At 73.9% G+C, this 23,384-nt stretch carries 19 protein-coding genes and 1 pseudogene; 7 read left to right on the forward strand and 13 right to left on the reverse strand.

Translation table 11 applies throughout. The features are described 5' to 3' along the window. Nucleotides 1-121: 121 nt before the first annotated feature. Nucleotides 122-715, reverse strand: coding sequence for a hypothetical protein (locus JE024_RS00505; protein WP_205371652.1), 594 nt, complete (start codon nucleotides 713-715; stop codon nucleotides 122-124). A 190-nt stretch (nucleotides 716-905) separates the two neighbouring features. Beyond that, the gene (locus JE024_RS00510) at nucleotides 906-2,099 is read right to left on the reverse strand and encodes an MFS transporter (RefSeq protein ID WP_205371653.1); all 1,194 of its coding nucleotides are present in this window, start codon (nucleotides 2,097-2,099) and stop codon (nucleotides 906-908) included. A 55-nt stretch (nucleotides 2,100-2,154) separates the two neighbouring features. Here JE024_RS00510 and JE024_RS00515 point away from each other — a divergent pair, with 55 nt between their 5' ends. Continuing rightward, entirely contained in the window at nucleotides 2,155-2,898 is a 744-nt protein-coding gene (locus JE024_RS00515; protein WP_205371654.1) for an AraC family transcriptional regulator, read from the forward strand. 97 nt (nucleotides 2,899-2,995) lie between these two features. Here JE024_RS00515 and JE024_RS00520 read toward each other — a convergent pair whose 3' ends face one another. Further along, nucleotides 2,996-3,328, reverse strand: coding sequence for a DUF6233 domain-containing protein (locus JE024_RS00520; RefSeq protein WP_205371655.1), 333 nt, complete (start codon nucleotides 3,326-3,328; stop codon nucleotides 2,996-2,998). Between the two features lie 22 nt (nucleotides 3,329-3,350). Further along, nucleotides 3,351-3,722, reverse strand: coding sequence for a DUF8825 domain-containing protein (locus tag JE024_RS00525; RefSeq protein WP_205371656.1), 372 nt, complete (start codon nucleotides 3,720-3,722; stop codon nucleotides 3,351-3,353). 220 nt (nucleotides 3,723-3,942) lie between these two features. Between JE024_RS00525 and JE024_RS00530 the strand changes: the two genes are divergently transcribed. Continuing rightward, complete coding sequence (locus tag JE024_RS00530; RefSeq protein WP_244882468.1) at nucleotides 3,943-4,524, forward strand: hypothetical protein; 582 nt, start codon at nucleotides 3,943-3,945, stop codon at nucleotides 4,522-4,524. 340 nt (nucleotides 4,525-4,864) lie between these two features. Next, on the forward strand, nucleotides 4,865-5,362 hold the full coding sequence (locus JE024_RS00535; RefSeq protein WP_205371657.1) for a hypothetical protein: 498 nt from the start codon (nucleotides 4,865-4,867) through the stop codon (nucleotides 5,360-5,362). Between the two features lie 251 nt (nucleotides 5,363-5,613). On the opposite strand, the pseudogene JE024_RS40795 reads toward JE024_RS00535, so the two are convergent. Next, nucleotides 5,614-5,784 (reverse strand): annotated as a pseudogene (locus JE024_RS40795) (carboxylesterase family protein); the annotation flags it as partial. 326 nt (nucleotides 5,785-6,110) lie between these two features. Next, nucleotides 6,111-6,518 (reverse strand): hypothetical protein, encoded by a 408-nt coding sequence (locus JE024_RS00545; protein WP_205371658.1) that lies wholly within the window; start codon nucleotides 6,516-6,518, stop codon nucleotides 6,111-6,113. 261 nt (nucleotides 6,519-6,779) lie between these two features. Here JE024_RS00545 and JE024_RS00550 point away from each other — a divergent pair, with 261 nt between their 5' ends. Next, nucleotides 6,780-7,757 (forward strand): DUF5937 family protein, encoded by a 978-nt coding sequence (locus JE024_RS00550; protein WP_205371659.1) that lies wholly within the window; start codon nucleotides 6,780-6,782, stop codon nucleotides 7,755-7,757. A gap of 88 nt (nucleotides 7,758-7,845) precedes the next feature. Here the strand turns inward: JE024_RS00550 and JE024_RS00555 are convergent, their stop codons facing one another. The 3 genes from JE024_RS00555 to JE024_RS00565 form a co-directional block, all read right to left on the reverse strand. Beyond that, entirely contained in the window at nucleotides 7,846-9,039 is a 1,194-nt protein-coding gene (locus JE024_RS00555) for a hypothetical protein (RefSeq protein WP_244882470.1), read from the reverse strand. A gap of 284 nt (nucleotides 9,040-9,323) precedes the next feature. After that, nucleotides 9,324-10,118: a formylglycine-generating enzyme family protein gene (locus JE024_RS00560; protein WP_244882471.1), complete on the reverse strand. Its 795-nt coding sequence runs from the start codon at nucleotides 10,116-10,118 to the stop codon at nucleotides 9,324-9,326. Between the two features lie 191 nt (nucleotides 10,119-10,309). Continuing rightward, a complete protein-coding gene (locus tag JE024_RS00565; RefSeq protein WP_205371660.1) occupies nucleotides 10,310-10,861 on the reverse strand; it encodes a TetR/AcrR family transcriptional regulator in 552 nt (183 codons plus the stop codon). Between the two features lie 156 nt (nucleotides 10,862-11,017). Here JE024_RS00565 and JE024_RS00570 point away from each other — a divergent pair, with 156 nt between their 5' ends. Then, entirely contained in the window at nucleotides 11,018-11,926 is a 909-nt protein-coding gene (locus tag JE024_RS00570) for an alpha/beta hydrolase family protein (protein ID WP_244882473.1), read from the forward strand. 116 nt (nucleotides 11,927-12,042) lie between these two features. Beyond that, nucleotides 12,043-13,443, forward strand: coding sequence for a carboxylesterase/lipase family protein (locus JE024_RS00575; RefSeq protein WP_205371661.1), 1,401 nt, complete (start codon nucleotides 12,043-12,045; stop codon nucleotides 13,441-13,443). 66 nt (nucleotides 13,444-13,509) lie between these two features. On the opposite strand, the gene JE024_RS00580 is transcribed toward JE024_RS00575, so the two are convergent. Continuing rightward, nucleotides 13,510-14,664 carry a PucR family transcriptional regulator gene (locus JE024_RS00580; protein ID WP_205371662.1) on the reverse strand — a complete coding sequence of 385 codons (1,155 nt, stop codon included), beginning with the start codon at nucleotides 14,662-14,664 and terminating at the stop codon, nucleotides 13,510-13,512. A 222-nt stretch (nucleotides 14,665-14,886) separates the two neighbouring features. Here JE024_RS00580 and JE024_RS00585 point away from each other — a divergent pair, with 222 nt between their 5' ends. Then, nucleotides 14,887-15,852 carry an alpha/beta fold hydrolase gene (locus JE024_RS00585; protein ID WP_205376278.1) on the forward strand — a complete coding sequence of 322 codons (966 nt, stop codon included), beginning with the start codon at nucleotides 14,887-14,889 and terminating at the stop codon, nucleotides 15,850-15,852. On the opposite strand, the gene fxsT is transcribed toward JE024_RS00585, so the two are convergent. The 3 genes from fxsT to fxsBH are packed head-to-tail and all read right to left on the reverse strand — an operon-like array spanning nucleotide 15,822 to nucleotide 23,021. After that, nucleotides 15,822-19,748 (reverse strand): FxSxx-COOH system tetratricopeptide repeat protein, encoded by a 3,927-nt coding sequence (fxsT, locus tag JE024_RS00590; RefSeq protein WP_205371663.1) that lies wholly within the window; start codon nucleotides 19,746-19,748, stop codon nucleotides 15,822-15,824. The genes JE024_RS00585 and fxsT overlap by 31 nt on opposite strands. Further along, a complete protein-coding gene (locus JE024_RS00595) occupies nucleotides 19,745-20,710 on the reverse strand; it encodes an AAC(3) family N-acetyltransferase (protein WP_205371664.1) in 966 nt (321 codons plus the stop codon). Before JE024_RS00595 ends, fxsT begins: the two co-directional genes overlap by 4 nt. Continuing rightward, nucleotides 20,703-23,021, reverse strand: a complete 2,319-nt coding sequence (fxsBH, locus tag JE024_RS00600) for a radical SAM/SPASM protein FxsBH, inactivated beta-hydroxylase extension form (protein WP_205371665.1) — start codon at nucleotides 23,019-23,021, stop codon at nucleotides 20,703-20,705. The genes JE024_RS00595 and fxsBH overlap by 8 nt, the downstream gene beginning before the upstream one ends. Between the last annotated feature and the right edge of the window lie 363 nt (nucleotides 23,022-23,384).

Genomic DNA, 23,384 nt, shown 5'->3' on the forward strand with positions numbered 1-23,384 from the left:
GGGCCTGCGCCCGTGCCCCGCTGAAACACCTATCAGAAAACGGACGGTGACGGGCCGTCAGTGACCGGATCGATGGTCGGGTGATCCGTCGGCCGGGCCGGTCCGTGGCCGGTGGCCGGTCTCAGTCGCCGTCGACGCCGCCCGCGTCCCCGTCGCCGCCGGCGGTGTCGCCCTCGTCGTCCCAGCCGTGCCCGCCCGCCGCGCGGCGCCGTGCGCGCACCCGGTCGGAGACGAGCGCTCCGGCGAACAGACCCGCGATGCAGGCCAGCAGGACGGCCGTCCCCGAGAAGAGCACGGCGCCCCACACCGGATCGTCCCCGTCACGGCTGAGAAGGACGAGCAGCATCAGGCCGGGGAACATGGCGAGGAGCAGAGTGCCGAGGGCAGTGGTCAGCGTCAGGCTCTCGTGGATGCCGGCGTAGTCGGTGACGTCCTGCGGCGTCGCCGTCCGTCCCGGCGACACGACGGGATACAGGGCGACGGCCTGGCAGGCCAGGCAGGCGAGTTGCAGGTACCCGTAGTCCGCGAACGAGAGCGGGCCCGACCAGTGCCGCACCAGCCCGACGACGGCGCAGGCGACGGTCCCCGCGTTGCCCACGGCCACCCACACCCAGCGGGACACCACGACGTCGACCAGTGTCTCGAGTGCGGGCTCCCAGAAGGACCTCCGGGTGATCTCCCTGAACCTGTGGTTGTTCCTGATGCCGTCGAACACGCCCCCACCCCGTGGTCGCCGCCGCTGCCGGGCGGCGTTCGCGCACAGCACGCAGTATCGGGGCACGGGCGCCCGGCCACCAGACCGCGCCGTGTCCGGCGGTGACGATTGCCCGGCCCCTGAGGAGGACCTCGACTGCGGCTGGACTTCGGGGTGTTCCGTGGTCGGTCACCGCCGATCGGCGTCGGGCTCAGCTCGGCACGCTGCGGGCCGTCCCGGCCTGGGCGGGTGGGTCGGCCCGGAGCTCGGGGGCGGTGGGTTCGGGCAGGGCGCGGAAGAGGAGCCAGCTCAGGGCCGGCATGGCGATCAGCAGGGTGAGGGCGGTCCGTAGGTCGGTGGTGTCGGCGAGGTGTCCCAGCAGGGGGGTGACGAGGCCGCCGATGCTGACGGTGAGTCCGAGGACGATGCCACTGGCGGTGCCGATGCGGGAGGGCAGGTAGTCCTGGCCGAGGGTGACCTGGAGAGAGAAGGGGACGTACAGCCCTGCTGAGGTGAGGGCCACGAAGAGGAACACGGCCGGGCCGGGTGCGTACATCACCCCGGTGACGGCGGGGACGGAGAGCAGACACGACCAGCGGCAGACGCGGACGCGGCCGTAGCGGTGGGCCAGGGCCCCGCCCAGGAGCGAGCCGACCGCGCCGCCGAGGAACAGCAGGAACAGGGCGACGGTCCCCGCCGTGGTACTGCCCTGCATGCGCTGCTGGGCGTGGAGTGCGATGAAGGTGCTCAGGCCGGTGAAGACCACGGAGCGGAAGACGACCGCCAGGGACAGCTTCACGAAAGAGGCCACGTCGTCCGCGCTTCGCGGGGCCTCTGCCCCGGCTGTGCCCGTCCGGGGCCGGGCGAGCATCCGGAGCACGGGGACGCACAGGGCGGTACCGGCGAGCGCCGGGAGGACGAGGACGGGCGTCCAGTGCAGGGAGCCGTGCCCGATCGCGGCCGACACCATGAGCGGGGCGAGCGCGAAGCCGATGTTGCCGCCGAGGGAGAACCAGCTCATCGCCCGGTGGCTGCCTTCACCGGCCAGCCGGGCCACGCGGGCGGACTCGGGGTGGTAGGCGGCCACGCCGACGCCGGAGACGGCGACGAAGCACAGGGTGAGTCCGTAGGAGCCGCTCAGGCCGCTGAGCGCGATGCCCACCCCGGCGAGCAGGGTGCTGACCGGCAGCAGCCACGGCATGGCCCACCGGTCGGTGAGCGCCCCGAACACGGGCTGGGCCACCGACGACAGCAGGGAAGCGGCCAGCACGATGCCGGAGGCCACGGCGTAGGTGTAGTCCCGTTCGGCCGTGAAGTACGGGATCAGCGCCGCGACGGCGCCCTGGTAGATGTCGACGCAGGCGTGCCCCACGGCCAGCAGGGCGATCGATGTGTTCCTTCGCATCTCCCCCATGCTGGGAGAACCACCCGGTGTCGCGCTTTCGATAGATTGACAGATCATGCAGGAAATCCGCCATACTCCCATCGCGCCGACCCGGACCCAGCGCCTGGCGTCCGGCGGCGAGATCGACGCACACCGCCACGACGACCACCAGATCGCCTACGCCGGCAAGGGCGCCATCGCCGTGACCACCGACGCCGGCACCTGGATCGCCCCTGCCACCCGCGCGCTGTGGATCCCGGCCGGCACCGTCCACCGGCACCAGGCCCACGGCGAACTCGAACTCCACCTCGTCGGCCTGCCCGCCACCGAGAACCCCCTCGGCCTGGACAGACCGGCCGTCATCGCCGTCAGCCCTCTGCTGCGCGAACTCGTCGTCGCCTACACCCGCGACCCCGACGACGACAGCCCAGCCCGTCTGCGTCTGTGCGCCGTCATGCTCGACCAGCTCGCCGTCTCCGCCGGACAGCCCCTGCACCTGCCGGCCCCCGCCGATCCCCTGCTCCGGGAACTGCACGACATCCTGCGCGCCGACCCGGCGGACAACCGTTCCCTCGGCGAGCTCGGGCGGCAGATCGGCGCCGGCTCGCGCACCCTCTCCCGCCGCCTCCGCGACGATCTCGGCCTCACCTATCCCCAGTGGCGGACGCAGATCAGGCTCCACCACGCCCTGATCCTCCTCGCCGACGACATGCCCGTCACCGCCGTCGCCCACCGCTGCGGCTGGTCCTCGGCCAGCACGTTCATCGACGTCTTCCGCCGCACCTTCGGACACACCCCCGGCGCCCGCCCCACCGTCTGACGCGGGACCCGGCCCGCACACGAGACGCCGGGACCGGCGGTCGCGGCGGCCTCGCCACGAGGGCGCGCGGCCCGGTCCCGTGCGGGTCGGTGCGGGCTCAGTGGAAGCCGAGGCCGGTGTCGGCGCGGCAGTGGGTGCAGGCCTCGACGCCGTCGGCTATCGCGCGGGCCGCCGCTTCGCGGGTGACGGGGCGCCGGCGATGGCCGGCCATGTGGCAGGTGCCCGTGTGGACGTAGAGGGGGCCGCGGTCGTCCCCGATGCCGAGTTCGATCGTCCAGTCCGGGACCGGCGGGCGCGCGGCCTCGCCCCGGGCGCGCTCCTTCTCCTGTCGTTCGAGGTCCGCGATGCGGTCACGGACCCGCTGGAGGGCGAGGAGGAGCCACGTCTCCAGGGTGCGAAGGCGCGGCAGGTCCGGTGGCAGGTCGGTCACGGGCAGGGTCCAGGGGTGTGGTTCAGGCGGCGGTGGTGACGTCGAGAGCCGGGGTGGCCGCGGGGCGGGTCCCGGCCTTCAGGCGCATCCGCTCCTTCACCACGTCCTCGCCGGTGAGGGCCTCCCAGTACGGATGGGTGCCCACGGTGGCGGAGAGGTCGAGGCACTCCTGGCGCAGCCGGTCGACGGTGCACTTCTGGTCGTCGCTCCAGCCGGGGCTGGGTTCGCGGCCGCCGGTGATCGCGCCGGTGTGGGGGTGTTCGGTGCCGGCCCAGCCGTCGTGCGGCTCGACCGACCAGGGCAGGGTCCGCAGGAGCGCGCGGAGCTCGGCGGTGGCCTGGTGGAGGCGGGTCTGTGCGGCAGCGAGGTCGTCGGGGAAGTCGGTTCCAGCCATGCCGGAAATACTACGCCTGTTCGATTTCCTGAGTCGAGAGGCACGCCGTGGCACTCGGGTGGTGACGGATCGAGTCCATGGAGTGACGCTCGGTCCGGCACCCGGCACCTGGCACCGGCACCTGACACCCGGCAGGCGGCAGGCGGCGATCTGCGGCGAGGGGAGATCGGGAGCGGAAAATCGGGCGACACCTCCGTACAGCGGATCCGACAATCGCGCCATGCGTGACCTGACCGGCGGGACCAGTCGCCTCAGCCTCCTGGTCGTCGTCCCCGACGCCCCGCGGAAGGGCGCGAGCGTGGAGATCCGGCCGTTCGTGGACGGCGAGGACATCCTGGCGCAGGCTTTCACGGACGGCCCGGGCGAAGACCCCCGTCACCTCCTGCTGCCGGACGGTCCCTTCACGGCCGACGCCGGGTCGCACGAGGTCAGGCTGGCCGAGGCCGAGTGCACGGAGGGATGCTGCGGCGCCCTCTACGTGACCATCCGGCACGAGGGGAATCACGTGATCTGGGGCGGGTGGCGCAATCCCGACGAGGACGAGGTGGAGCTGCCGGAGTTCCGCTTCGACGCCCGGGAGTACCGGGCCGAGGTCGATCGGGCGGTCCGTGACCTCTCCTGGGAGTGGCCGGCACGCACCGTCGCCCGGCTGCTGGAGCGGAACCTGCGGGACCGAGCCGACGCGCTGGCGCGGTGGGAATGTGAACTCCACGCGGTGTCCGCCTGGTTGTGGGAGCCCGACCGGGTCCGCGTGCTGTTCTGGCATCCGAGCCGCTCGGCGCTGATGGACGGGCGCCCGTGACTGCAGTTCCAGCTGACGCTCGATGTCTCCGGCGACGCCCCCGCGGCGCAGGCGGAGCGCCTCGCCGAGTACGTCCTGGCCCACGACCCGCGCCGGACGGGCGAGGTGAGCGGAGGATCGTCGGAGTACGCCGCTCAGCTCGGCTACCCCTGGCCACCGCGCAGCTTCTGACGTGCTCAGCCGCCGGGCAGCGCGGCGGCTGTGCCGAGAGCGGCGGTTGGACGGGAGGCCGCGCTGCGGCCGACGGTTCGACGGGACGGCCGCGCCGAGGGCGGTGGTCGTGACCTCGGCCGGTCCGGCGGGGCTGTGCAGAGCGGTGGCCGGGGCTCATCATGGGTGGGTGGCTGTCGGTGATGAACTGCTGTGGGAGGCGCGGGACAAGGGCCCGCGCGCTGTTCCGCGACTGCGGCGGATGGCGGTGGTGGCCGCCGTCCTCGGCTTCGTGGCGCTGCTGTTCATGGTGGAGTACGACGTCGGATGGGTCCTGTGGGTGGCCGGGGCGTACCTGGCCGCCGAACTCGCGCACCTGGGGTGGGACCGGCGACGGGTGGTCGAGGCGCGGCTCGTCGACGACACGGGCGGCGGCGGTGCGAGGCTGCGGCTCCGGCATGTCGGCGGCCGGGCCGGCGAGTTCGATCCCCACCGGGTCTCCGGCGTCCTCGTCGTACGCGACAACGTCGACGGCTCGGCCACCCTGCGACTGCGCCTGAGCGGGCGGCGCACCGTGTTCGGGCGTCCGGGGCCGCCCCCGGCGCTCATGGCGTGGCGGGCGGCGTGCCCGCGGGCCCATGTGCGGGACCGGCAGGCCTATTGGGGCATGCCGGGTGTCCCCGACTGAGGCCGGCCGGTCGGCCGGTCGGTCGGTCGCGTGGGGCCGGTGGGCGCGGGCGGGCGTGCCCTGTGTCTGGCGTGTCCGCCCTGGGGCCCGGCGCGGGGTGGCCCACCGTGCCCGGACAAGGCTCACCCGGGCACTCCGTCCCCGAGGGAGCAGTGGTGGGTGGAGTACACGTCGACGGGACGTACACCGCCCGGCCCGGGGGCCAGCGACTGCACCGATCGTGTGGGGGGTGACGACGGACTCAGGACGGGTCACCTCGGCAGGCCCGGGGCGTTCGGACTGCCGGTGCGGGCGAAGGCGGTCCAGTAGTCGACCATGCGGTCCGACAGCGCACGCCGGGCGTCGGACAGCGGTCGCTCCGTGGGGAGGGCAGAGAACAGGTACGGCATCTCGAAGCCGTGGGCCGCGCCGTAGGGGAAGCCCGGGTTCGACGGGAGCCCGGCGAGGACGGACGGAGGGCGGCTCCCTCGCGCGGGCTGGTGAGCGCCACGGCGCGGCGCAGGCGAAGCCGGGCAGCTCGGGCCGGATGCTCACGTCCGGAAGGGCGATCGGGTCCCCCCGGACCGGCACCGGGCGGCACGGGGAGGACCCGTGCCGCCCGGTGCCGGGCGGAGCGTCGGCAGCCGTGGCTCGTGTGGCGGTTCCCGACGACGTCGTACGGACGGAGCGGGAACCGGCCTGTGGGGCCCGGTGCCCCCTGTTCGGTCCCGGACGGGCTCGCGTCCCCTGATCCCGGACGAAGGGGACCCTAGTACGCCGTGCGGCCGCCGCGGGTGCCACCGCCGCCCGTGGTGGTGAAGTAGAAGGTGGTGCCGTCGAGGACGTCGGTGGCCACCACGCGGTAGCCGACGTCCTCGGGGACCCAGGTCCAGCTGCCCTGGCACGTCCCGTGGCGGGCCCAGCACACCGCGACCCACTGGCCGCCGCCGGAGTCGATGCGCAGATTGATGTCGCTGCAGCGCGAGCTCGTCGTGTAGTCGCCGCTGTAGCCGTTGGGCGGCAGGCTGATGCCCACCGAGCCGCCGTAGCAGGTCACGGCGACCTGGCTGGTGGCGGCCGAGGCGGTGGCCGGGACCAGGAACGTCAGCATCAGGGCGCTCGCCGCCAGAAGTCCCAGCTCACGTCTGCGGTGCTTTCCCGCGGTCAATCGGAACATGAAATACCTCTTTCCGTTCGGTCGGGCCGGCCGTACCCTTGCGCGGCCGGTGCGGTATTCGGGCATCTCGTTCCGCCGCCTGATGCGCGGAACGGATTCCTTGGTCATGGCTCTGCCGATCACCGTGTGCACCGCGGTGAACGCCCGTTGCGGAACTCACTCCGATCGGCGCGCAGACATATGCTCCCGGCCTCTCCGCAGCGCTGTCACGCTCCTTCGAATCCATTGAAGAGTCGCAGGTGAACCGAATGGAGAACACGGATGCTCCGCTTCCATTTCACCGCCGAAGATCTCGCGAACACCCGTCTCGCGCCCTCCCCGCACCCTTTGTGGGAAACAGCCTCCAGCCTGCACCGTTTCCAGACCCGCAATGGCCGGTGGATGTACGCGGACTGGTATCGGAATGCCTGCGCGAGCCTTCAGGAATCCGGCCTGGGAAGGCCGGTCGGCGCGATGCTGCTGCCGCTCTTCCCGCGCGCCCGCTATTACGCGGATTTCCTGACTCCGGCCGAGGGCGTGGACGGACTGGACACGGCGCTGGAGGCGATTCTCGCGACCCCGGACACCCAGGTGAGACGAGAGATGGCTCTGGCGGGGCGGGCCAGCCGGCTGCCGTCCTGGACGACCCGGCTCGGTGAACAGCCCCTGCGCAGAGAGCTGGTGGAGGTGCTGCGCGCCTACCACCGGACGGTCCTCGCGCCGCACGAGGAACACGTCCAGCAGGCTCTGCAGGCCGAACGCGCCCGCAGCGCGCGCCATCTGCTCTCCGGCGGTGTCGCCGGCCTGCTGTCCCATCTCACGCCCGCGGTCCGCTGGCGGCACCCCGTGCTGGAGGTACCGGGCTACCCCACGGAGAGCGACGTGCACCTGAACGGCCGCGGTCTGCTCCTGATCCCGACCTACTTCTGCTGGAACCTGCCCGTGGCGCTGGCGGACCCAGGCCTCCCCCCGGTGCTGGCGTACCCGGTGCACCACGCCGCGCCGAGCCCGCCCGGCGAGGAGCAGGCCCTGCAGTCACTGCTCGGCCGCACCCGGGCCACCGTCCTGCGGGCCGCCGCGGCGGGGGTGACCACGAGCGAGGCGGCTCGCCAGGCCGGTGTCTCGACCGGTACCGCCACCCACCACACCACGGCGCTGCGCGACGCCGGGCTCATCTCCAGCCGCCGTTGCGCCAACACCGTCCTGCACACGCTCACGGCCCTGGGAGCCGCGCTCCTGCGGGCTCAGCAGCGCACCTGACGGCGACGGGCCGGCCGCCGCGGGACGGGCCTCCGGCGGTGGCGCGTCCGGACGGCCCGGTGGTGCGCGCCGGCCGTGGCGGGTGGCGTCACAGCAGTGCCGCGATGCCGTCCCGGTCCTCGGGGAGCCCGGCCGCGCGGAACCACAACCAGTTGCCGCCGATGCTGCACTTCGCCTCGTCGCTGTCCACGAAGGCGCGCAGCAGCTCGCGTTGGGCGGCGGTGAGCGGGCGTGCCGGGTCGTGGCCGCCGGGGAACGCCCGGAACAGGATCGGCCCGCGTTCGAAGTCGACGACCGCCCCACCGCCGGAGGCCACGATTCCGACGGCCACCGGCGCCACCTCCTCGAACGACGCGGCCAGGGCGAGCGCGGAACGCAGCACGGTGAACCGGAACCACCCGTCCAGCCCGGTCAGCGGCTCGGGGAACCAGCCGTCCGTCGACCGCGGGTCCCGCAGCGCGTCGAGGAGGACGGCGAGGGCGCGCGGCCGGTCGGTGGGGGCGGGGCCGAGCGCGGCGCAGACCCGTACCGCCGGGTCGGGATCGGCGAGCAGGTCGGAGGTGTCCGTCCCCCAGACGGCGAGTGCCCGCGCCGCACCCGCTCGCTCCCGTCGCTCCCGCGAGGCGTCCAGCCGGGCCCGCAGCAGGGCGGCGGCCCGCGGCACCCGGTCGGCGAGCCCGGGGGCCGAGAGGAGCGGTACCGCGGCGCCGATTGCGGCCTCGCGGACACGGGGATCGGCCGAGGCGAGATGCGGTTCGACGGCGTCGTAGAGGGCGGGGCGTATGTCCCGGCACGCGTGCAGGGCGGCGCGTTCGTCCGGGTGGTGCTCGTCGCGCTCCTCACCGCGCCAGGGCTCCCACATCCAGTCGGTGCGGTCCCGCGCCGGATCCTCGCCGTGTGCTGCACACCCGGCCAGCTCCCCCAGCCAGGTGAGCAGGGCCGCCCGCAGGCTGCGGGGCGGTCCGTCGTCCCACGGGAGGTTCCCCTCGTGCTCGGCGAGACCCACGGGCTGGTCGAGGATCGCGGCGACGAACAGCGCCACGGGCGCGGTCACCGGGTACAGCGTGCCCTGGTGGAGCACGGCCATGTCCAGGGCGCCCAGGGCCTGCGACCGCAGTTCGGGATCCTCGGCGACGAGGGAGACCAGGGTGACGGGCATGTCCTCCGCGGACCCGTAGGCGTGCCGGAGGGAACCCCAGTCCGTCTCCAGCAGCAGGTCCCGGGCCGCCATGGGCAGCCCGCCCAGGATCCGCGTCATGCGGGCACTCTCGTCGTCCGTCATGCCCGCAGCCTGCCACCCGCCACCGACAACTCCCCCGCCCCGGAGGGGAGGCGAGCCGCCGGCTTGGCGGAACCCCGGTCCCGGAGAGGGCTCGGGGAGGGTTCGTGGAGCCGCGCGGGCGGGCGTCCGCGGCGACGGGCTGGTCGCGCCGTCGATCACCCGCAGGCTCATCGACCGGTACGTCGCCCGGCCGCTCCACGCCCGCGCCCGGCTGGTGGTTCTCGCCTACGCATCCGGCCTGGTGGTCCCGCGCGACGACGCCTGAACGGGGCGCCGTCGGCGGGTCAGGTACCGGCGCCGGGGAGTGCGCCGTCCGGTGCGGCCGGGACGGGGACGACCGGGCGGACGGCGGTGAAGAGGTCGAACTCCGCGCGCGTCGCCGAGAGCAGGAGCAGCCATTCGTCGCAGCCCTGCCACGGGGAGAGGTCGCCGGCGCCGCCGCGCACCGTGCGGGGTCCCTCGCCGGTGCGCGGGCGGGCGTCCGCCGGTGCGCCGGTGAAGTGCGGGATCCACACGTCGGCGCAGACCTCGTTGGAGGACCCCATGGCCGCCAGGCCGAAGGCGTTCTCGGCCGCGGCCGTGCGCGCCTCGTCGGCGAAGTCGTCGAGGATCTCCTCCTCGTCCGGCTTCCCGTCGCCACGGAAGGTCAGGCCCGTGGTGCCCGCGCGGGCCGCGTACTCCCACTCCGCCTCGCTGGGCAGCCGGAACGGGAGCGCGGCGAGCAGATCGTCCACCTCGTCCTGGAGACGTGCCGCCGTGTGGTCGGACTCGGCGAAGTCGTCCTCGTACTCCGGCAGCCAGTGGCGCACCTGTGCCACCGTCAGCGGGTGCCGGGCGATCAGGAAGGGCTCGACCCGTACCTCCCGCACCGGCCGGGCCCGTTCGGTGTCGCCGAAGAAGGCTCCGAGGTCGTCGTCGGCACCGCCGGGGCCGTCGGTCGCGTCGATGGCGCGCACGGCGTCGAGTTCCGCGTCGGACAGGCCCATCCGGAAGGTTCCGCCGGGGACGGTCCGGAACACCACGCCGGAAGGGGTGTGCCGCCAGGCGGGGCGGCCGGCGACGATCTCATGAGCCCACATGGAGGCGGACCGTAGCAGCACGCGAGTCCGGGGTGCCGGGCGGCCCCCGGAACCCGGTTCCTCCGGATCCGGGGAGCGTGCGGATCCGGCGCGTTCCGGACCCGGTGACCGTTCCCGTGGTGGTCACCAGAACGTGGTGGTCACATGAACGCGGCGGTCACATGAACGCCTCGGTGACATGAACGCGGTGGTCAGCTGAAGAGGTTGCCGATGACCGTGCGCGCCAGCGCGGCCGGATCCTCGCCGCCGCGGCTCGGGAGCGCGCCGCTGGTCCACAGGGCCGCGAAGCCGTGGACGATCGACCAGGCCGCGAGCTTGGCCTCGGAGTTCGCCCGGCGGGCGGGGCCGGAGGAGGACAGGGCGGAGGTCAGAGCCTCGTCGGCGCGGCGGCGGGCGGCGTCGAGGACGGGGTCGTCGGGGTGGTGGAGGCCCGGCTGGAACATCACCTCGAAGTGGGCGCGGTACCGGACGGCGAAGAGGACGTACGCCACGCCGGCCTCGGTCAGGTCCCCTCCGGCGGCCCGGAGGGCGTCGGCGAGCAGGTCGAAGCCCTGGGCCGCGAGCTCGGTGAGGAGCCCCGCCTTGTCGCCGAAGTGGTGCGCGGGGGCGGCGTGCGAGACGCCGGCGCGGCGGGCGAGGTCCCGCAGGCTCAGCGCGGCGGGGCCGGTCTCCTCGATGGCCGCGCAGGCCGCGTCGAGCAGAGTGCTCCTGAGGTTGCCGTGGTGGTAGGGCCGTCCGGTCATGCCCCCACTGTAACTTTCCATTGACAAGATGACTCGCGGGGCCCCGTCCTCCCTCGGCATGTTGCACAAACCGCGGCGTCATTGCTTGCCGCGACGGCGGAGAGACGGGCTCCGGCGCGTGGGTCAGGATCAGCGGTCAGACAAGGCGTCAGCCGGATGGAACATCCGGTTCACCGCGACGACATCGGGAGTCCGCCCGTGCTCTGGAGAAAACTGCTCGTCCCTCTGACCTCGCTCCTGCTCCTGACGGCTTCCGCCGGCGCGGGAGCGGCGGCGTCCACCGGTTCCCCCGCCGGTGCCCCCGCCCCCACCGCTGCCACCGCCGGGGCGGCGGCGGCCGACTGGGGTGCTCCCGGCCCCTACGCCACCGCGGTCGAGGTCGGGGCGGTGACCACCCTGTACTACCCGCGCGACATCGCGACCAGCGACCGGCGCCACCCCGTGATCGTGTGGGGCAACGGCACCTTCGCCTTCCCCGTCGTCTACCGCGACCTGCTGCTCCACTGGGCCAGTCACGGCTTCGTCGTCGCCGCCGCCAACACCCCGCAGTCCAACCTCGGCGTCTCCATGCGGGCCGGGATCGATCTGCTCAGCCGTCGTGACGCCGACCCCGCCAGCCCCTTCCACGGCGCGGTCGACCTGGAGCACATCGGCGCGTCCGGTCACTCGCAGGGCGGCGCCGCCGCCATCGTCGTCGGCGCGGACCCGCGCATCGACACCGTCCTGCCCATCCAGCCCGGGCCGCTCGCCGACATCGACGGCGTGCGCGTGCCCGCCCTCCTCCTGGCCGGGCAGAAGGACAGCATCGTCTTCCCCTTCCTGGTCAAGGCCTTCTACGACGACGCCGACCACATCCCGGCCGTCTACGGGGAGCTGCGCGGCGCCGATCACTTCACGGTCGTGGGCGACCCCGGCCCGTTCGCCGCGCCCACCACGGCCTGGTTCAGGGCCCATCTGATGGGGGACCTGACGGCCCGCGCGCAGTTCCTCGGCGCCGGCTGCGGGATCTGCGCCGACAGCGCCACCTGGTCCGACGTCCGCCGCAACGGTCTCGCGACCGGGTGACCCGCTCCCGGACACCCCTTCCGCCCTGACGGGCGGCCGCTCCCGATCCACGCCGTCCGCCCCTGCCGCTCCCGCGGCAGGCGGCGGCCGGTCCCCGCGCACCTGGAAGGACCGCCATGGACCTCATCGCGACCACCCGGCAGGGCAAGGTCCGAGGCCGTTCCCACGAGGGGATCGCCGCCTTTCTCGGCATCCCCTACGCCGCCCCGCCGTTCGGCGCCCACCGCTTCCGCGCTCCCGCCCCGGCCGAACCCTGGGAAGGGGTACGGGACGCCCTGGAGTACGGGCCGACCGCCCCCAAACGCCCCTACCGCCCGCCCCTCGACCGGCTGATCCCCGATCCGTCCGTCCCCGGGGACGACTGCCTCAACCTGAACGTGTGGACCCCGTCCGCCGGCGAGGGCCGGCTGCCCGTCATGGTGTGGATCCACGGGGGTTCCCTGCGCAACGGCTCGGCCAGCCTGCCGCTCTACGACGGGGGCGCCTTCGCCCGCGACGGGGTGGTCCTCGTCTCGGTCAACTACCGGCTCGGCGTCGAGGGGTTCGGGGTCTTCCCCGACGCACCGGACAACCGTGGGCTCCTCGACCAGATCGCGGCACTGACCTGGGTCCGCGACAACATCGCCGCCTTCGGCGGCGATCCGGCGAACGTCACCGTGTGCGGCGAGTCCGCCGGTGCGATCAGCATCGCCGCGCTCATGACCAGCCCCGCCGCTGCCGGACTGTTCCACCGGGCGATCCTGCAGAGCGGCCCGCCGCACACCACATCGCGCCGCGCGGGGGCGAAGACCGTACGGGCCATGGCGAGGAGACTGCGGATCCCTGCCACCGCCGAGGCGTTCGCGGCGGTGGACCGGGAGCTGCTGCTGGACGCGCAGGCCGCCGTCGTCGACGGGTCCGACCCCGTCCGGGGCGGCCCCGGCTTCCACATCGTCACCGACGGCGACGTGGTGCCCGCCGTTCCGCCCCTGCCCGAGGCCGACTTGCTGCTGGGCTGCAACCGGGAGGAGTACCGGCTGTGGTTCGTGCCCGGCGGTACGGTGGACCGGATCAGCCGCCTCACCCTGCGGCTGGCGCTGCTGAAGATCCGCGTCCCGCAGCGCGTGGCACGCCTGTACCGGGCCAACCGGCCGGACGCCGTTCCCGGTGAGATCCTCGGCGAGATGGCGACCGACCTGCTGCTGCGGGGGCCGCTCAACCGCCTCGCGGACTCCCGCCCCGCGCGTACCTTCGTCTACGAATTCCGCTGGCGCTCCCCCGTGATGGGGCTCGGCGCGTGCCATGCGCTGGAGCTCGGCTTCGTCTTCGACACCCTGCCCGCCGCCGAGGACCTGACCGGGCCCGGCGCGCCCCAGCCGCTCGCCGACGCCATGCACCGGGCCTGGGTCGACTTCGCCGCGACGGGCCGGCCGGGCTGGTCCGAGTGGAACGCGGAGCGGCCCGTGATGGTCTTCGACCACCCCGCCGCAGGTCCGGTCCTCGCGCCCCGGGACGAGGAACTCCGCGCCTGGCTGTGACCGATGGCGGGCCGCGGGCCCGGCGAGGGCGCCCGTGGTCCGGCCGCCGTCCGCAGCTCCCGCGGATCAGGGCCCTCCGGTGGCCCCGCGGGTGTCCGAGGGCCCGGCCAGGTCTCGGGCGACGAGCGCCGCCTGGAGCAGTCGCGCCTGCTCGGGGACCGCGAGGTCGAGGCCCGTCAGCGCGGTCACCCGCTGCAACCGGTAGTCCAGGGTGTTGCGGTGGACGCACAGCTCGGCCGCCGTCCGGCGGCGGTTGAGCCCCCGCGTCACGAACACGCGCAGCGTTTCGAGCAGGTACGGGTGCTCCTCCAGGGGATCGAGTTTGGCCGCCAGCCGCACCAGGCCGTCCCCGGGCCGCGCGAGCTGGTGCTCCAGCAGCACGTCGTCGAGCCGGTAGCACCCGGGCGGGCGCCCGAGGCGCAGGACGAGGTCGAGCACGCGCCCGGCCTCCTCGGCCGCGGAGGGGACGGCCGACGGCCCGGCGGAGCGGGCGGCGGCGGCGCGCACGGGCTGCCCCACGTCCTTCTCCAGCCGGGTCACCAGACCGGGCACGTCGGCCCGGCCCGGGACCAGGGCGATCCGGGCGACGTGGTCCATCAGCACGGGGCTCCGGGTGAAGGCGTCGAGCGAGGACTGCACCAGTCGGCTCGGCGGCTCGGCGGCGAACGCGAAGGCGACCACCTCGTACTCGCCCTCCACGGCCACCCGCGCCGCGCCCGCGAGCTCCTCGTACGGCCGGCCCGCCAGCAGGGCGCCGAGCAGGGCGCGCCGCACGCGTCTGTCCTCGCTGTGGAGCTGCTCCCGGGCGTTCTGGTGCGCGAGGACGACCGCGGGCAGCGCGGCGTGCAGGCAGGCCAGCAGCCTGCCGCCCGCCCCGGCCAGCTCACCGGGCTCCGCGACCTCGGTCAGTGTCTGCCACCACGCCTCGGCGCCGATCAGGTAGGCGGCGGTCACCGCCTCCAGCGGGACGCGCTCCTCGGCCCGGCGCGCCGACCACTCGACGAGCCGGGTCAGATCGCCGGGCCCCATGGGTTCCCCGCCGCCGTCGCGGAGGGCCCGGAGCAGCAGCGCGTGCACGGCGGCGATGGACCGCGCCACCTCGCCCTGGAGGGTGGCGCGGGGCAGCGCCCCGTAGTACGGCGACTCGGCCGCGCAGCGCGCGACCACCACACCCGTGAGGTCGCCGACCCGGGCGGCCATCCGGGCGTGCAGGTCCGACATCGGCGCATCGTCACACCGCCCCGGCCGCGCCGTCAACGGGAGCCGGTCCGGCGCCCCGGAGGTACGCGCGGCGTGTCCCCGGCCGCCGCCGTCCGCGGCCGGCCCGCCCCCTCCTCGCGCGTCCGTTCGACGCCGGTTCGAAAGCACCGGCGTCGGCTGGACGAGGGGGGCAAGTTCCGGCAGTTTGGGACCTGGCCTGTGAGCAGGGAGAGGGGAGCCATCGTGCGGGACCTGGCGTCGACGCTGGACCACGTCCGTACGGCGGACGGGAGGCGGCTGCGGGTCGAGTGCTCGGGGGACCCGCGGGGGCGTCCCGTCTTCCTGCTCCACGGAATGCCCGGCAGCCGGGTCGGCCCCCGGCCGCGCCCCATGTACCTGTATCAGCGGGGCGTCCTGCTGATCAGCTACGACCGCCCCGGGTACGGGGGGTCCGACCGCCGGCCGGGCCGGCGGGTCGTGGACGTCGTGGAGGACGTGACCGCCGTGGCCGACGCCCTGGGCATGGACCGCTTCGCGGTCGTCGGCCGTTCCGGGGGCGGCCCGCACGCCCTGGCGTGCGCGGCCCGGCTGCCGCACCGGGTGACCCGTGCGGCGGGCCTCGTGACGCTCGCGCCGAGGGACGCGGAGGGCCTGGACTGGTACGCCGGGATGGGGGCGTCCAACATCGACGAGTTCCGTACGGCGCGCTCCGACCCCGAGGGGTTCGAGGCCCGTCTGATCCCCCGGACCAGGTCCATCCGGTCCGACCCGGCCCGGCTGCTGGAGGAACTGCGGGCGGAACTGACCGACGACGACCTGCGGATCGTCTCCGACAGCGGCGTCCGCTCCATGCTGCTGCGCAACTACTGCGAGGCGCTGCGCAGTTCGCCGTACGGCTGGATCGACGACGCGTTCGCCCTGACGGAGCCCTGGGGCTTCGACCCCGCCCGCATCGAGGTGCCGGTGCTGCTGTGGCACGGTGCCCGGGACGCCTTCTCCCCGGCCTCCCACACCTCCTGGCTCGCCGAGCGCATCCCGGGCGCCACCTCCGTGATCGAACCGTCCGCGGCCCACTTCGGGGCCCTGCGCGCGCTGCCCGACGTGCTGCGGTGGTCGCTCGGCGGCACCCCCGGCGACACGGCGCTCCCGTTCCCGGAGGAGGGGAGCGCCGGGCCGGCTCAGACCGCCAGCGGTTCCAGGTCGCGGTAGATCCGGCGCTCGTGCCGCGCGGAGCGGGTGATCATGCTGTCGTCGCCGAGCAGCCGCTGGAGTTCGCCCAGGCTCTCCTCGCGGAGGCGGTCGGCCTCCTGACGGCCCAGTGAGCGCAGTGTCAGCGCCGAGTTGGCCGCCGCGGTCAGGGCGTCCGGGTGGCGCGGCCCCAGGGCCTTGCCCAGGCCCGCCACGGCCTTGCTCTCCAGGTCGTACGCCTCCTCGAAACGGCCCTGGTCGGCCAGCACGTTGGCGAGGTTGAGGCCCGAGATCAGCGTGTGCGGATGGTCCTTGCCCAGCATCTCGCGCATGCGGGGCAGCACCCTGCGGAACACCTCCTCGGCCTCCGCGGTGTCCCCGCACCCCCAGTGGAAGATGCCGAGGTTGTTGAGCGCGCCCTGGGTGTACGGGTGTGCCTCGCCGGGGACCTCCATGTATCCGGCCAGTGCCTGGCGGGCGACCTCGCGGGCCTGCTCCCGCTCGCCGGTCGCGTACAGGTCCGAGGCGAGGTTCAGGTCGCAGGCGAGCCAGTCGGGGTTGGGCGAGTTGTACTGCTCCCGGTAGCGCTCCAGGGTCGCGGTCGTGAGCTGCCGCGCCTTCTCCACCTGGCCGACCCTGCGCAGCGACACGGCGAGGGACTTGGCGCAGCTGAGGGTGGGCGGGAACTTCTGGCCCATGACGCGCTTGTAGTCGTCGTACGCGCGGGAGAGCATCGCCACGGACTCGTCGTAGCGGCCGATCTCCCGCAGGTCGCGGCCGAGGCTGGCGGCCGAGCCGAGGGTGTGCGGGTGGTCGGGGCCGAGGACCTCCGTCCGCCGGTCGTAGACGCTCTGGTCCATGGCCCGGGCCTCGTTGTAGCGGCCGACCATGCGCAGGGCGAGCGCGAGGTTGTTGGCCGCGCTGAGGGTCCGCTCGTGGGACTCGTGGAAGATCTCGCGGAACCCCTTGTGCGCGTCGTCGGCCAGTTCCACGGCCGACCGGTACTCGCCGAGGGCGGCAAGGTCGCTGGAGAGGCCGGAGGCGGTGATGTAGGTGTGCGGGTGGCTGGACCCGAGCACCTGGCGCTGGCGTTCCAGCAGTTCCTGGTCGATCGCCCGGGCCTCCTGGTAGCGCCCCTGCGCGCGCAGCACGTTGGCGAGCTGGCAGCGCATGTAGAGGTACTGCGTGTCGTTCTCGCCGAGGCTGTCGCGCCAGCGTTCGAGCACCTCCTCGGCCAGTCGCCGGGCGTTGGGGAGGTCACCGCGCTTCCACAGGTAGCGCACCCGGTCGATCAGCAGCCGGCGGGGCTTGGGCTCCGAGCAGTTCCGGATGCCGGAGGCGTCCAGATGGGACCAGACGGAGTCGAACAGCGGCCAGTGCGTGGGGTTGTCGGTGGGCTCGTCGCCGTCGGGGCGTGCGCCGGCGAGGACGGTGTGGACGACGTGCCGCGCCTCCTCCTGCTCCTGCTCCGACATCTGCGAGCGGATCACGGCCTGGACCAGCCGGTGGATCTGGATGCTGCCGCTGATCTGGTCCACCTTGGCGAGGGCGAAGCGCCCGATCTCCCGGATGACCCGCCCGAGCAGCAGGCTCTCCTGGAGCGTCGGGTCCCATTCCCGCAGGGCGTCCAGCATCTCCTTGTTGTAGAGCACGCGGGCGGAGATCGGCTCGGGCGCCATGAAGGCGCACAGCTGGAGGAGCCGCACGGAGGCCGGCGACCGCTGGTCGAGGCGCTGGATGGAGATGTTCCAGGTGGCGGCGACCGGCTCCGGGTAGCCGGCGGGGTGGTTGGCGCCCAGCACATCGGTGGTCTGCTCGGTCAGCTGCTCCAGGTAGGCGTCGGTCGGCATGGCCGTCTCCGCCAGCCAGGCCGCGGCCTGTTCGACGGCGAGCGGCAGATCGCCGACGGCGTCCGCCACGCGGTCCGCCTCCTCGGCGCTCAGTCCGGGAGCCTTCCGGGTGAGGTGCTCGACGCTCTCCTCGCGCGGGAACACGTCGACGGCCAGGGCGGCTCCCTGCTGCGCCCACGCCTGGTTCCGCGAGGTGACCAGGATGTGCCCGCCGGCCGGGAAGAACCGCTTGAGCGTGTCGGGGTCGTCCGCGTTGTCGAAGACGAGCAGCCACCGGCCGGTCGGCGCGCCGGACGCCAGCATCCGGACGACCTCCGCGCACACCTGGGCGATGTCGTCGCCGCCGGGCGCGCCGATCTTCGCGCCGAGTTTGGCGAGGGAGGCGACGATGGAGTCGAAGCGCTCCGCGTCGACCCACCACACGAGGTCGTAGTCGGCGACGAAGCGGTGCACGTACTCCAGCACGATCTGGGTCTTGCCCACGCCGCCGAGGCCGTAGAGCGTCTGGGGCTGGGGCAGCACGACGGAGATGCCCTCGCCGAGCTTCGAGCGGAGCTGTTCGAGGGCGGCGGCGCGGCCGGTGAAGACGGTGTTGCGGCTGGGGGCGTTGAAGATCGCCGGCCTGCTGCCGGGGAAGCGCGCACTCGTCCGGGCGGCGGAGGTCTCCTCCTGCGTCAGCTTCAGCGCCCGGAAGACCTTGGCGGCGCACTCGGTCTCGTCCATGCGGCTGAGGTCCACCGACGTGGGCTCCCGGTCGGAGCCGGGCATCTGCACGGCGTCCACCCTCAGCCGGGTCACCTCGGCGTGCGGCAGACCCGGGGCGGCGTCGGTGAACACCCGCCACGCGGCCCTCCCGTGCCGGGCGTGCAGGAAGGCCTCCGAGGTCAGGAGCAGTGTGCGGGTGGCCGCGTCCGGGCGCTCCGGGACGCTGATCGACACGTCGTGCAGCGTGAGCTGTGCGCAGTACGGCTTGAGGATGCCCTCCAGCCACTCCGCCCACATGCGGTCCTCGCCCGCGAACACGACGAGGACGTCGGCCGCGAGGGTGGCCGGCATGCGCCGGGTGTAGGCGGACAGGCAGCGCTGCCGCACCGGCTCGGGGATCGTGGGCAGCCGGGTCACCTCACCGTCGGAGACGACCGTGGTGAGGCGTTCGAACGCGGACAGCAGCGAGCTCGACACGCCGGCCCGTTCGCCGATCGTGGCGAGCGTCTCCTCGTAGGCGTAGTAGGGGCGGTACGGGATCTCGACCGCGCCCCAGTACTCGTCCATCGGCGCCGGGGCGAGCGGCTCGCCGTCGGGCCCCTTGGGCAGCCCGGCGAACTTCAGGCGTGCCAGGGCCCGTCCGGCGTCGACCTTCTCCTTCTCGTGGTCGTCGACCCGCATCGGGACGGGGAGCACCCGGATCCGCCGGTCGCGGTAGTCGGCCTCGACGGTCCGGGCCACGGCCGCGCCGCCCTCCAGCGCCTGGTCGCTGAGGGTGAAGCAGTCGACGAGGACGTCGGGCATCTGGATGGTGCAGATGTCGGCGCTGTCCGACAGTCCGGTGCGGCTGTCGATGAGGACGTAGTCGTACGACGCCTTCATGTCCTCGCGCAGCGCGTCGAGGAAGACGCCGCCGCCGAGGCGGTCGTAGAAGTTGTCCCACTCGAAGGAGGACACGGTGCCCGCGTAGGCGCGGTTCTGCTGTCCCGCGGACAGGAAGTCGAGCGTGCCGCCGTCGGGGAACGACAGGCCGTAGGGCTCGGGGTCGAGCGACACCGCGTGCCGTCCGGCGCGCGCGTACTCCCGGTGCCAGGCCCCGGAGCGGTGGCCGCTGTTGGTGGCCGCCCACGAGTACTCGGTGATCATGTCGATCACGCCGTGGGTGGCCGCGAGCGTGCTCGGGTCGAGGAAGGGATGGAAGAAGCGGTGCAGGCCGGGGGCTTCGAGGTCCCAGTCGACGGTCAGCACGCGTGCGCCGTTGGCGGCGAGGATCCACGCCGTGTTCGCGAGGGCCATCGTCCGGCCCGTGCCGCCCTTGTACGAGTAGAAGGTGATGATGCGTCCGCTCCGGCGCGCCGTCATGCCGTTCCTCCGTTGTCGGCCCCTGACGCGCAGGGGGGTCCGCCGGCCGGTGCTCCGGGCGGTGAGCCGGCGCACCTCCGGGACATGCTGTCGCGCGGCTCCTGCGCAGGCCGGTGCCCCGGGGCGTCTCCCGGCGGCGTCGTGCGGCCGGAGCCCCCGCTGTTCCCCACCCCGTTCACCTCCGCGTGGCTCGTTCCATGCCGTCTCCCCCTGTATCCGGACATCTCACGCCGAGCGGTGTCCACAGTGTCCCGCATCCCCGCGAGGGTGCAGGTCTTTCCGGCGAATTCCCCCTCGCTGAGGGCTGTGCGCGGGAGCAGCGCCCCGATCGCGGCGAAGTCGCCGTCGTCCAGCACGATGTCCTCGTAGGAGACCCATCCGCCGCCCGTCACGCAGCGGTAGGTGCGCCGGGGCGGCGGGGGCGTCTGGCGGTACTCGGCGAGGTGGAAGGCGCTGCACGCCGCGAACCCGACCCGGAAGAGCAGGATCTGCGCGTCCAGCGCGTACAGCCGCCCCAGGGGGGACCGTTCGCCGAGGTGGCACGGCAGGTCGTGGACGGCGAGCAGGTCCCGCGCCCGGGGGCCGATCGCGGCGAAGGAGGTCTGGGGGTGCGTGCTGCGCACCGCGCCGGGGGTCGACCGTACGCAGTCGGCCAGGGCGCCGACGGACGGGCACGGGGTGGCGCCCGGGTCGAAGGCGGGCATGGCGGCCCGGTGGGCTGCCCGCTGGTGGCCCGTCAGGCCCGCGGTGAGGGCGTGGTGGCGGTGGGAGGTGTCGGAGTTCTCCGGGGTGAAGGCCGGGGTGACGAGGGTGCCGGCCGGGCCGAGGACCCGCAGCAGGGCGTCGCGCACCACGCCGGGCGGCAGTCCGGTGCCGCCGAGGGAGGCGTGCGCGAGCAGGACTCCGGCCGGCCGGACGCCGAGGCCGCGCAGGAAGCGGACGAGCCGGGTGCCGTCAGTCACGCAGGGCCGTCCATTCCGCGCGCAGCTCCTCGGCCAGGTAGGCGCCGTTCTCGGTGAGTTCGCGTGGCGGCAGGCCGGACAGCTCGCCCAGCACGCGGCCGGCCAGGAGGCGGGCGGGGGCGGCGTCCGGTGACGAACGGGCGGCCGCGCCGATGTGTTCGCTCGCGAGGTCGAGGAGCCGCTCCGCGGGGCTGCCCGGCAGATGCAGGTCGACCACCTCGCGCAGGGCGGTGAGTCTCGCCCTGCGTCCGAGCCGGGGCAGTTCGCGCGCGAAGTCCTCCGGCTCGACGTCGATCGCCACCCCCAGCGCACCGCTGCCGCAGGTGCCGAGGTGCAGTCCGGAGCCGGCGGCGAGCGGGGTGAGTGTCGTCGCGGTCGAGGCGTTGGCGCCGTCCCGCCAGCCGGGCTCCCGCTCGTCGAGGAGGCCGTACGCCGTGGCCAGCCGGTCGCGGAAGGCGTCCAGCGGGCCGGGGTCGAGCGGTGGGGTGACGGCCGCGGGGAAGCAGTCGCGGAACGGGTCGGCGTCGTCGATGGTCAGCGTGCGGCCGTCGCCGCAGGGCAGGGAGGCCAGCGGCCGCCACGCCCGCAGCACGGGCGGGGAGGCGCCGGGCGCGCCCGGCTGCGGGGCGCCGCCCACCCGGAGCCCGTCCGCCCCGAGCCGGAACTCCACCCGTCCGGCCCCTGACAGCCGCACGGTGCCCAGGGTCGGCAGGTGGACCAGGGGGTCGGGCTGGTCCCAGCGCAGGGTGGCCTCGACGCCCGCGCGCAGCGCCGCGGCCGCGGCGACCGCCATGAAGCGCGGCAGATCAGCCCGTCCGTCCCAGGAGTCCAGGAGGGAGGGGCGGAGGTAGGGATGGGTGACGACGGCGTCGAGATGGGGTGCCGTTCTCCCGTCGGCGTCCAGGCGGACGAGGAGCCGCCACGCCTCGTCCCAGGACGCGTCGCCGGCGAGTGCGGTGTTCACGTCCGCGAGCAGTGCTCTGTCCAGTCGCAGCCGCGCCCGTCCGAGTTCGCCGGCGCTGGTCACCGCGGGGGCCAGCGCGCGCTCCGTGATCCGCTCCGCGATGCCCTCGATCAGGGCGCGCAGGTCGGCGCAGTAGACCGACGGGTTGTCGAACCCGCGGCCGGTGCGGTAGCGGTGCGCGTACAGTCCTCCGCCGCAGTCGGCCAGGACGCGGCACCGCCGGCAGGTCTCGCTGACCCCGGCGGGGGCGGAGGGGGGCCCGGCTGGCCCGGTGCTCTCGGTGCTCTCGGTGCTCTCGGTGCTCCGGACGCCGTCGGTGCCGTCGGTGCCATGGATGCTCTCGGTGCTCTCGGTGCTCCGGACGCCGTCGGTGCCGTCGGTGCCATGGATGCTCTCGGTGCTCTCGGTGCTCCGGACGGGACCGGGGTCCCGGGTGCCCCGGGCGAACTCGGTGAAGCTGTTGCGGAAGACGTCGTACCCGGTGGCGGGCGCGCCGTCGTAGGCGATCTTGAGCGAGTCGGACCGGGTGATCGTGCCGTCGGTCTCGACGACCGCGATGCCGCCCGGGGGGAGCCCCAGGGCCTCCGCCAGCGCGGGGCCGCCCCGCAGCGTGCTGAGGATCGAGTCGAAGGTCCTGACGGGCACCTGGCGTCCCTGCCCGTCCCAGCGGTCGAAGACCCGGAGGAGCCAGTCGGCGTACGGCGTGGACGCTCCCGCCCGACCGGGCGGCGGAGGCACGTCCCAGGTGGCGTGGGGTAAGAGGTAGTCCACGAGCGGCGGTTCGAGGGCGGTCAGCGCGTCGTGCACCACGACCGGGTCGCCGGCCACGTCGACGGTGCACAGCAGGCCCTGGAAGAGGTGCCGGTACTCGGGCAGCCGGAGCAGGTCGATGCCGCGCCGCACCCGGTCGTAGCTGCTGCGCCCGCGGTGGTCGAGCCGGTGCCGGTCGTTCGCGGCCCGGTCGCCGTCCAGGGAGATGCCGACCTTGACGCCGAACTCCTCGAACACCGTCAGATGGGCGCGGTTCAGCCGCACCCCGTTGGTGTGGACCGAGAGGTCGAGCCGGGTCGCCGGGGCGAGGGCGCCGGTGAGTTCCGCGCAGATCGACCGCAGCCTGGCCGGGCCGGCGAGCAGCGGCTCACCGCCGTGCAGGACGACCGCGACCGACGGGAGCCGCTGCTCGTGCGCGTACTCGGCGAGCCGGAGCGCGACCTGACGGACCGTCCTCCCGGCCATCAGGGGCGGCGTCCTGCGCCAGCTCTGGTCCGCGTGCTCGTAGACGTAGCAGTGGTCGCACGCCAGGTCGCACCTGCTGTGGACCTTCAGGACCAGTTCCCGGATGGTCACCTCTGTCCCCCTCGCCCACGGCGCCGCGCGAACGTCCGCCCATGCGGTCAGAGAGCGGAGTTGAAGGTGCGCCGCATGCCGGCACGGCCCCTGGCCGGGACCCGTGCCGATCGCCGCACGGCCGCGGTGATCTCGGTCCCGCGGGTGCTGATCTCCGCGAGCGGTGTTCTCTCGGCGGCCGGGACTTCCGTAGGGGGGTTGACTGCGGATTTCATGACCGAGATATTCATCTGCGTCGGTTTCACCTTGATTCGGGGCCGTCTTCCGGCACACCGGGGACGGCGGGAGTCCGGGGCCGATGGACACGGTGCGCTCGGAAGCGTTCCGCCGGGCATGACGCTCCCATCTTCGCAGCCCCTGTGC

Source organism: Streptomyces zhihengii, assembly GCF_016919245.1.
Classification (GTDB): Bacteria; Actinomycetota; Actinomycetes; order Streptomycetales; family Streptomycetaceae; genus Streptomyces; species Streptomyces zhihengii.

Bases quoted from the DNA above. Each gene is read 5' to 3' on its own strand.
- JE024_RS00510 (WP_205371653.1), bottom strand. From the start codon at position 2,099: ATGCGAAGGAACACATCGATCGCCCTGCTGGCCGTGGGGCACGCCTGC.
- JE024_RS00515 (WP_205371654.1), top strand. From the start codon at position 2,155: ATGCAGGAAATCCGCCATACTCCCATCGCGCCGACCCGGACCCAGCGC.
- JE024_RS00525 (WP_205371656.1), bottom strand. From the start codon at position 3,722: ATGGCTGGAACCGACTTCCCCGACGACCTCGCTGCCGCACAGACCCGC.
- JE024_RS00530 (WP_244882468.1), top strand. From the start codon at position 3,943: ATGCGTGACCTGACCGGCGGGACCAGTCGCCTCAGCCTCCTGGTCGTC.
- JE024_RS00545 (WP_205371658.1), bottom strand. From the start codon at position 6,518: ATGTTCCGATTGACCGCGGGAAAGCACCGCAGACGTGAGCTGGGACTT.
- JE024_RS00550 (WP_205371659.1), top strand. From the start codon at position 6,780: ATGCTCCGCTTCCATTTCACCGCCGAAGATCTCGCGAACACCCGTCTC.
- JE024_RS00555 (WP_244882470.1), bottom strand. From the start codon at position 9,039: ATGACGGACGACGAGAGTGCCCGCATGACGCGGATCCTGGGCGGGCTG.
- JE024_RS00560 (WP_244882471.1), bottom strand. From the start codon at position 10,118: ATGTGGGCTCATGAGATCGTCGCCGGCCGCCCCGCCTGGCGGCACACC.
- JE024_RS00565 (WP_205371660.1), bottom strand. From the start codon at position 10,861: ATGACCGGACGGCCCTACCACCACGGCAACCTCAGGAGCACTCTGCTC.
- JE024_RS00570 (WP_244882473.1), top strand. From the start codon at position 11,018: ATGGAACATCCGGTTCACCGCGACGACATCGGGAGTCCGCCCGTGCTC.
- JE024_RS00575 (WP_205371661.1), top strand. From the start codon at position 12,043: ATGGACCTCATCGCGACCACCCGGCAGGGCAAGGTCCGAGGCCGTTCC.
- JE024_RS00580 (WP_205371662.1), bottom strand. From the start codon at position 14,664: ATGTCGGACCTGCACGCCCGGATGGCCGCCCGGGTCGGCGACCTCACG.
- fxsT (WP_205371663.1), bottom strand. From the start codon at position 19,748: ATGACGGCGCGCCGGAGCGGACGCATCATCACCTTCTACTCGTACAAG.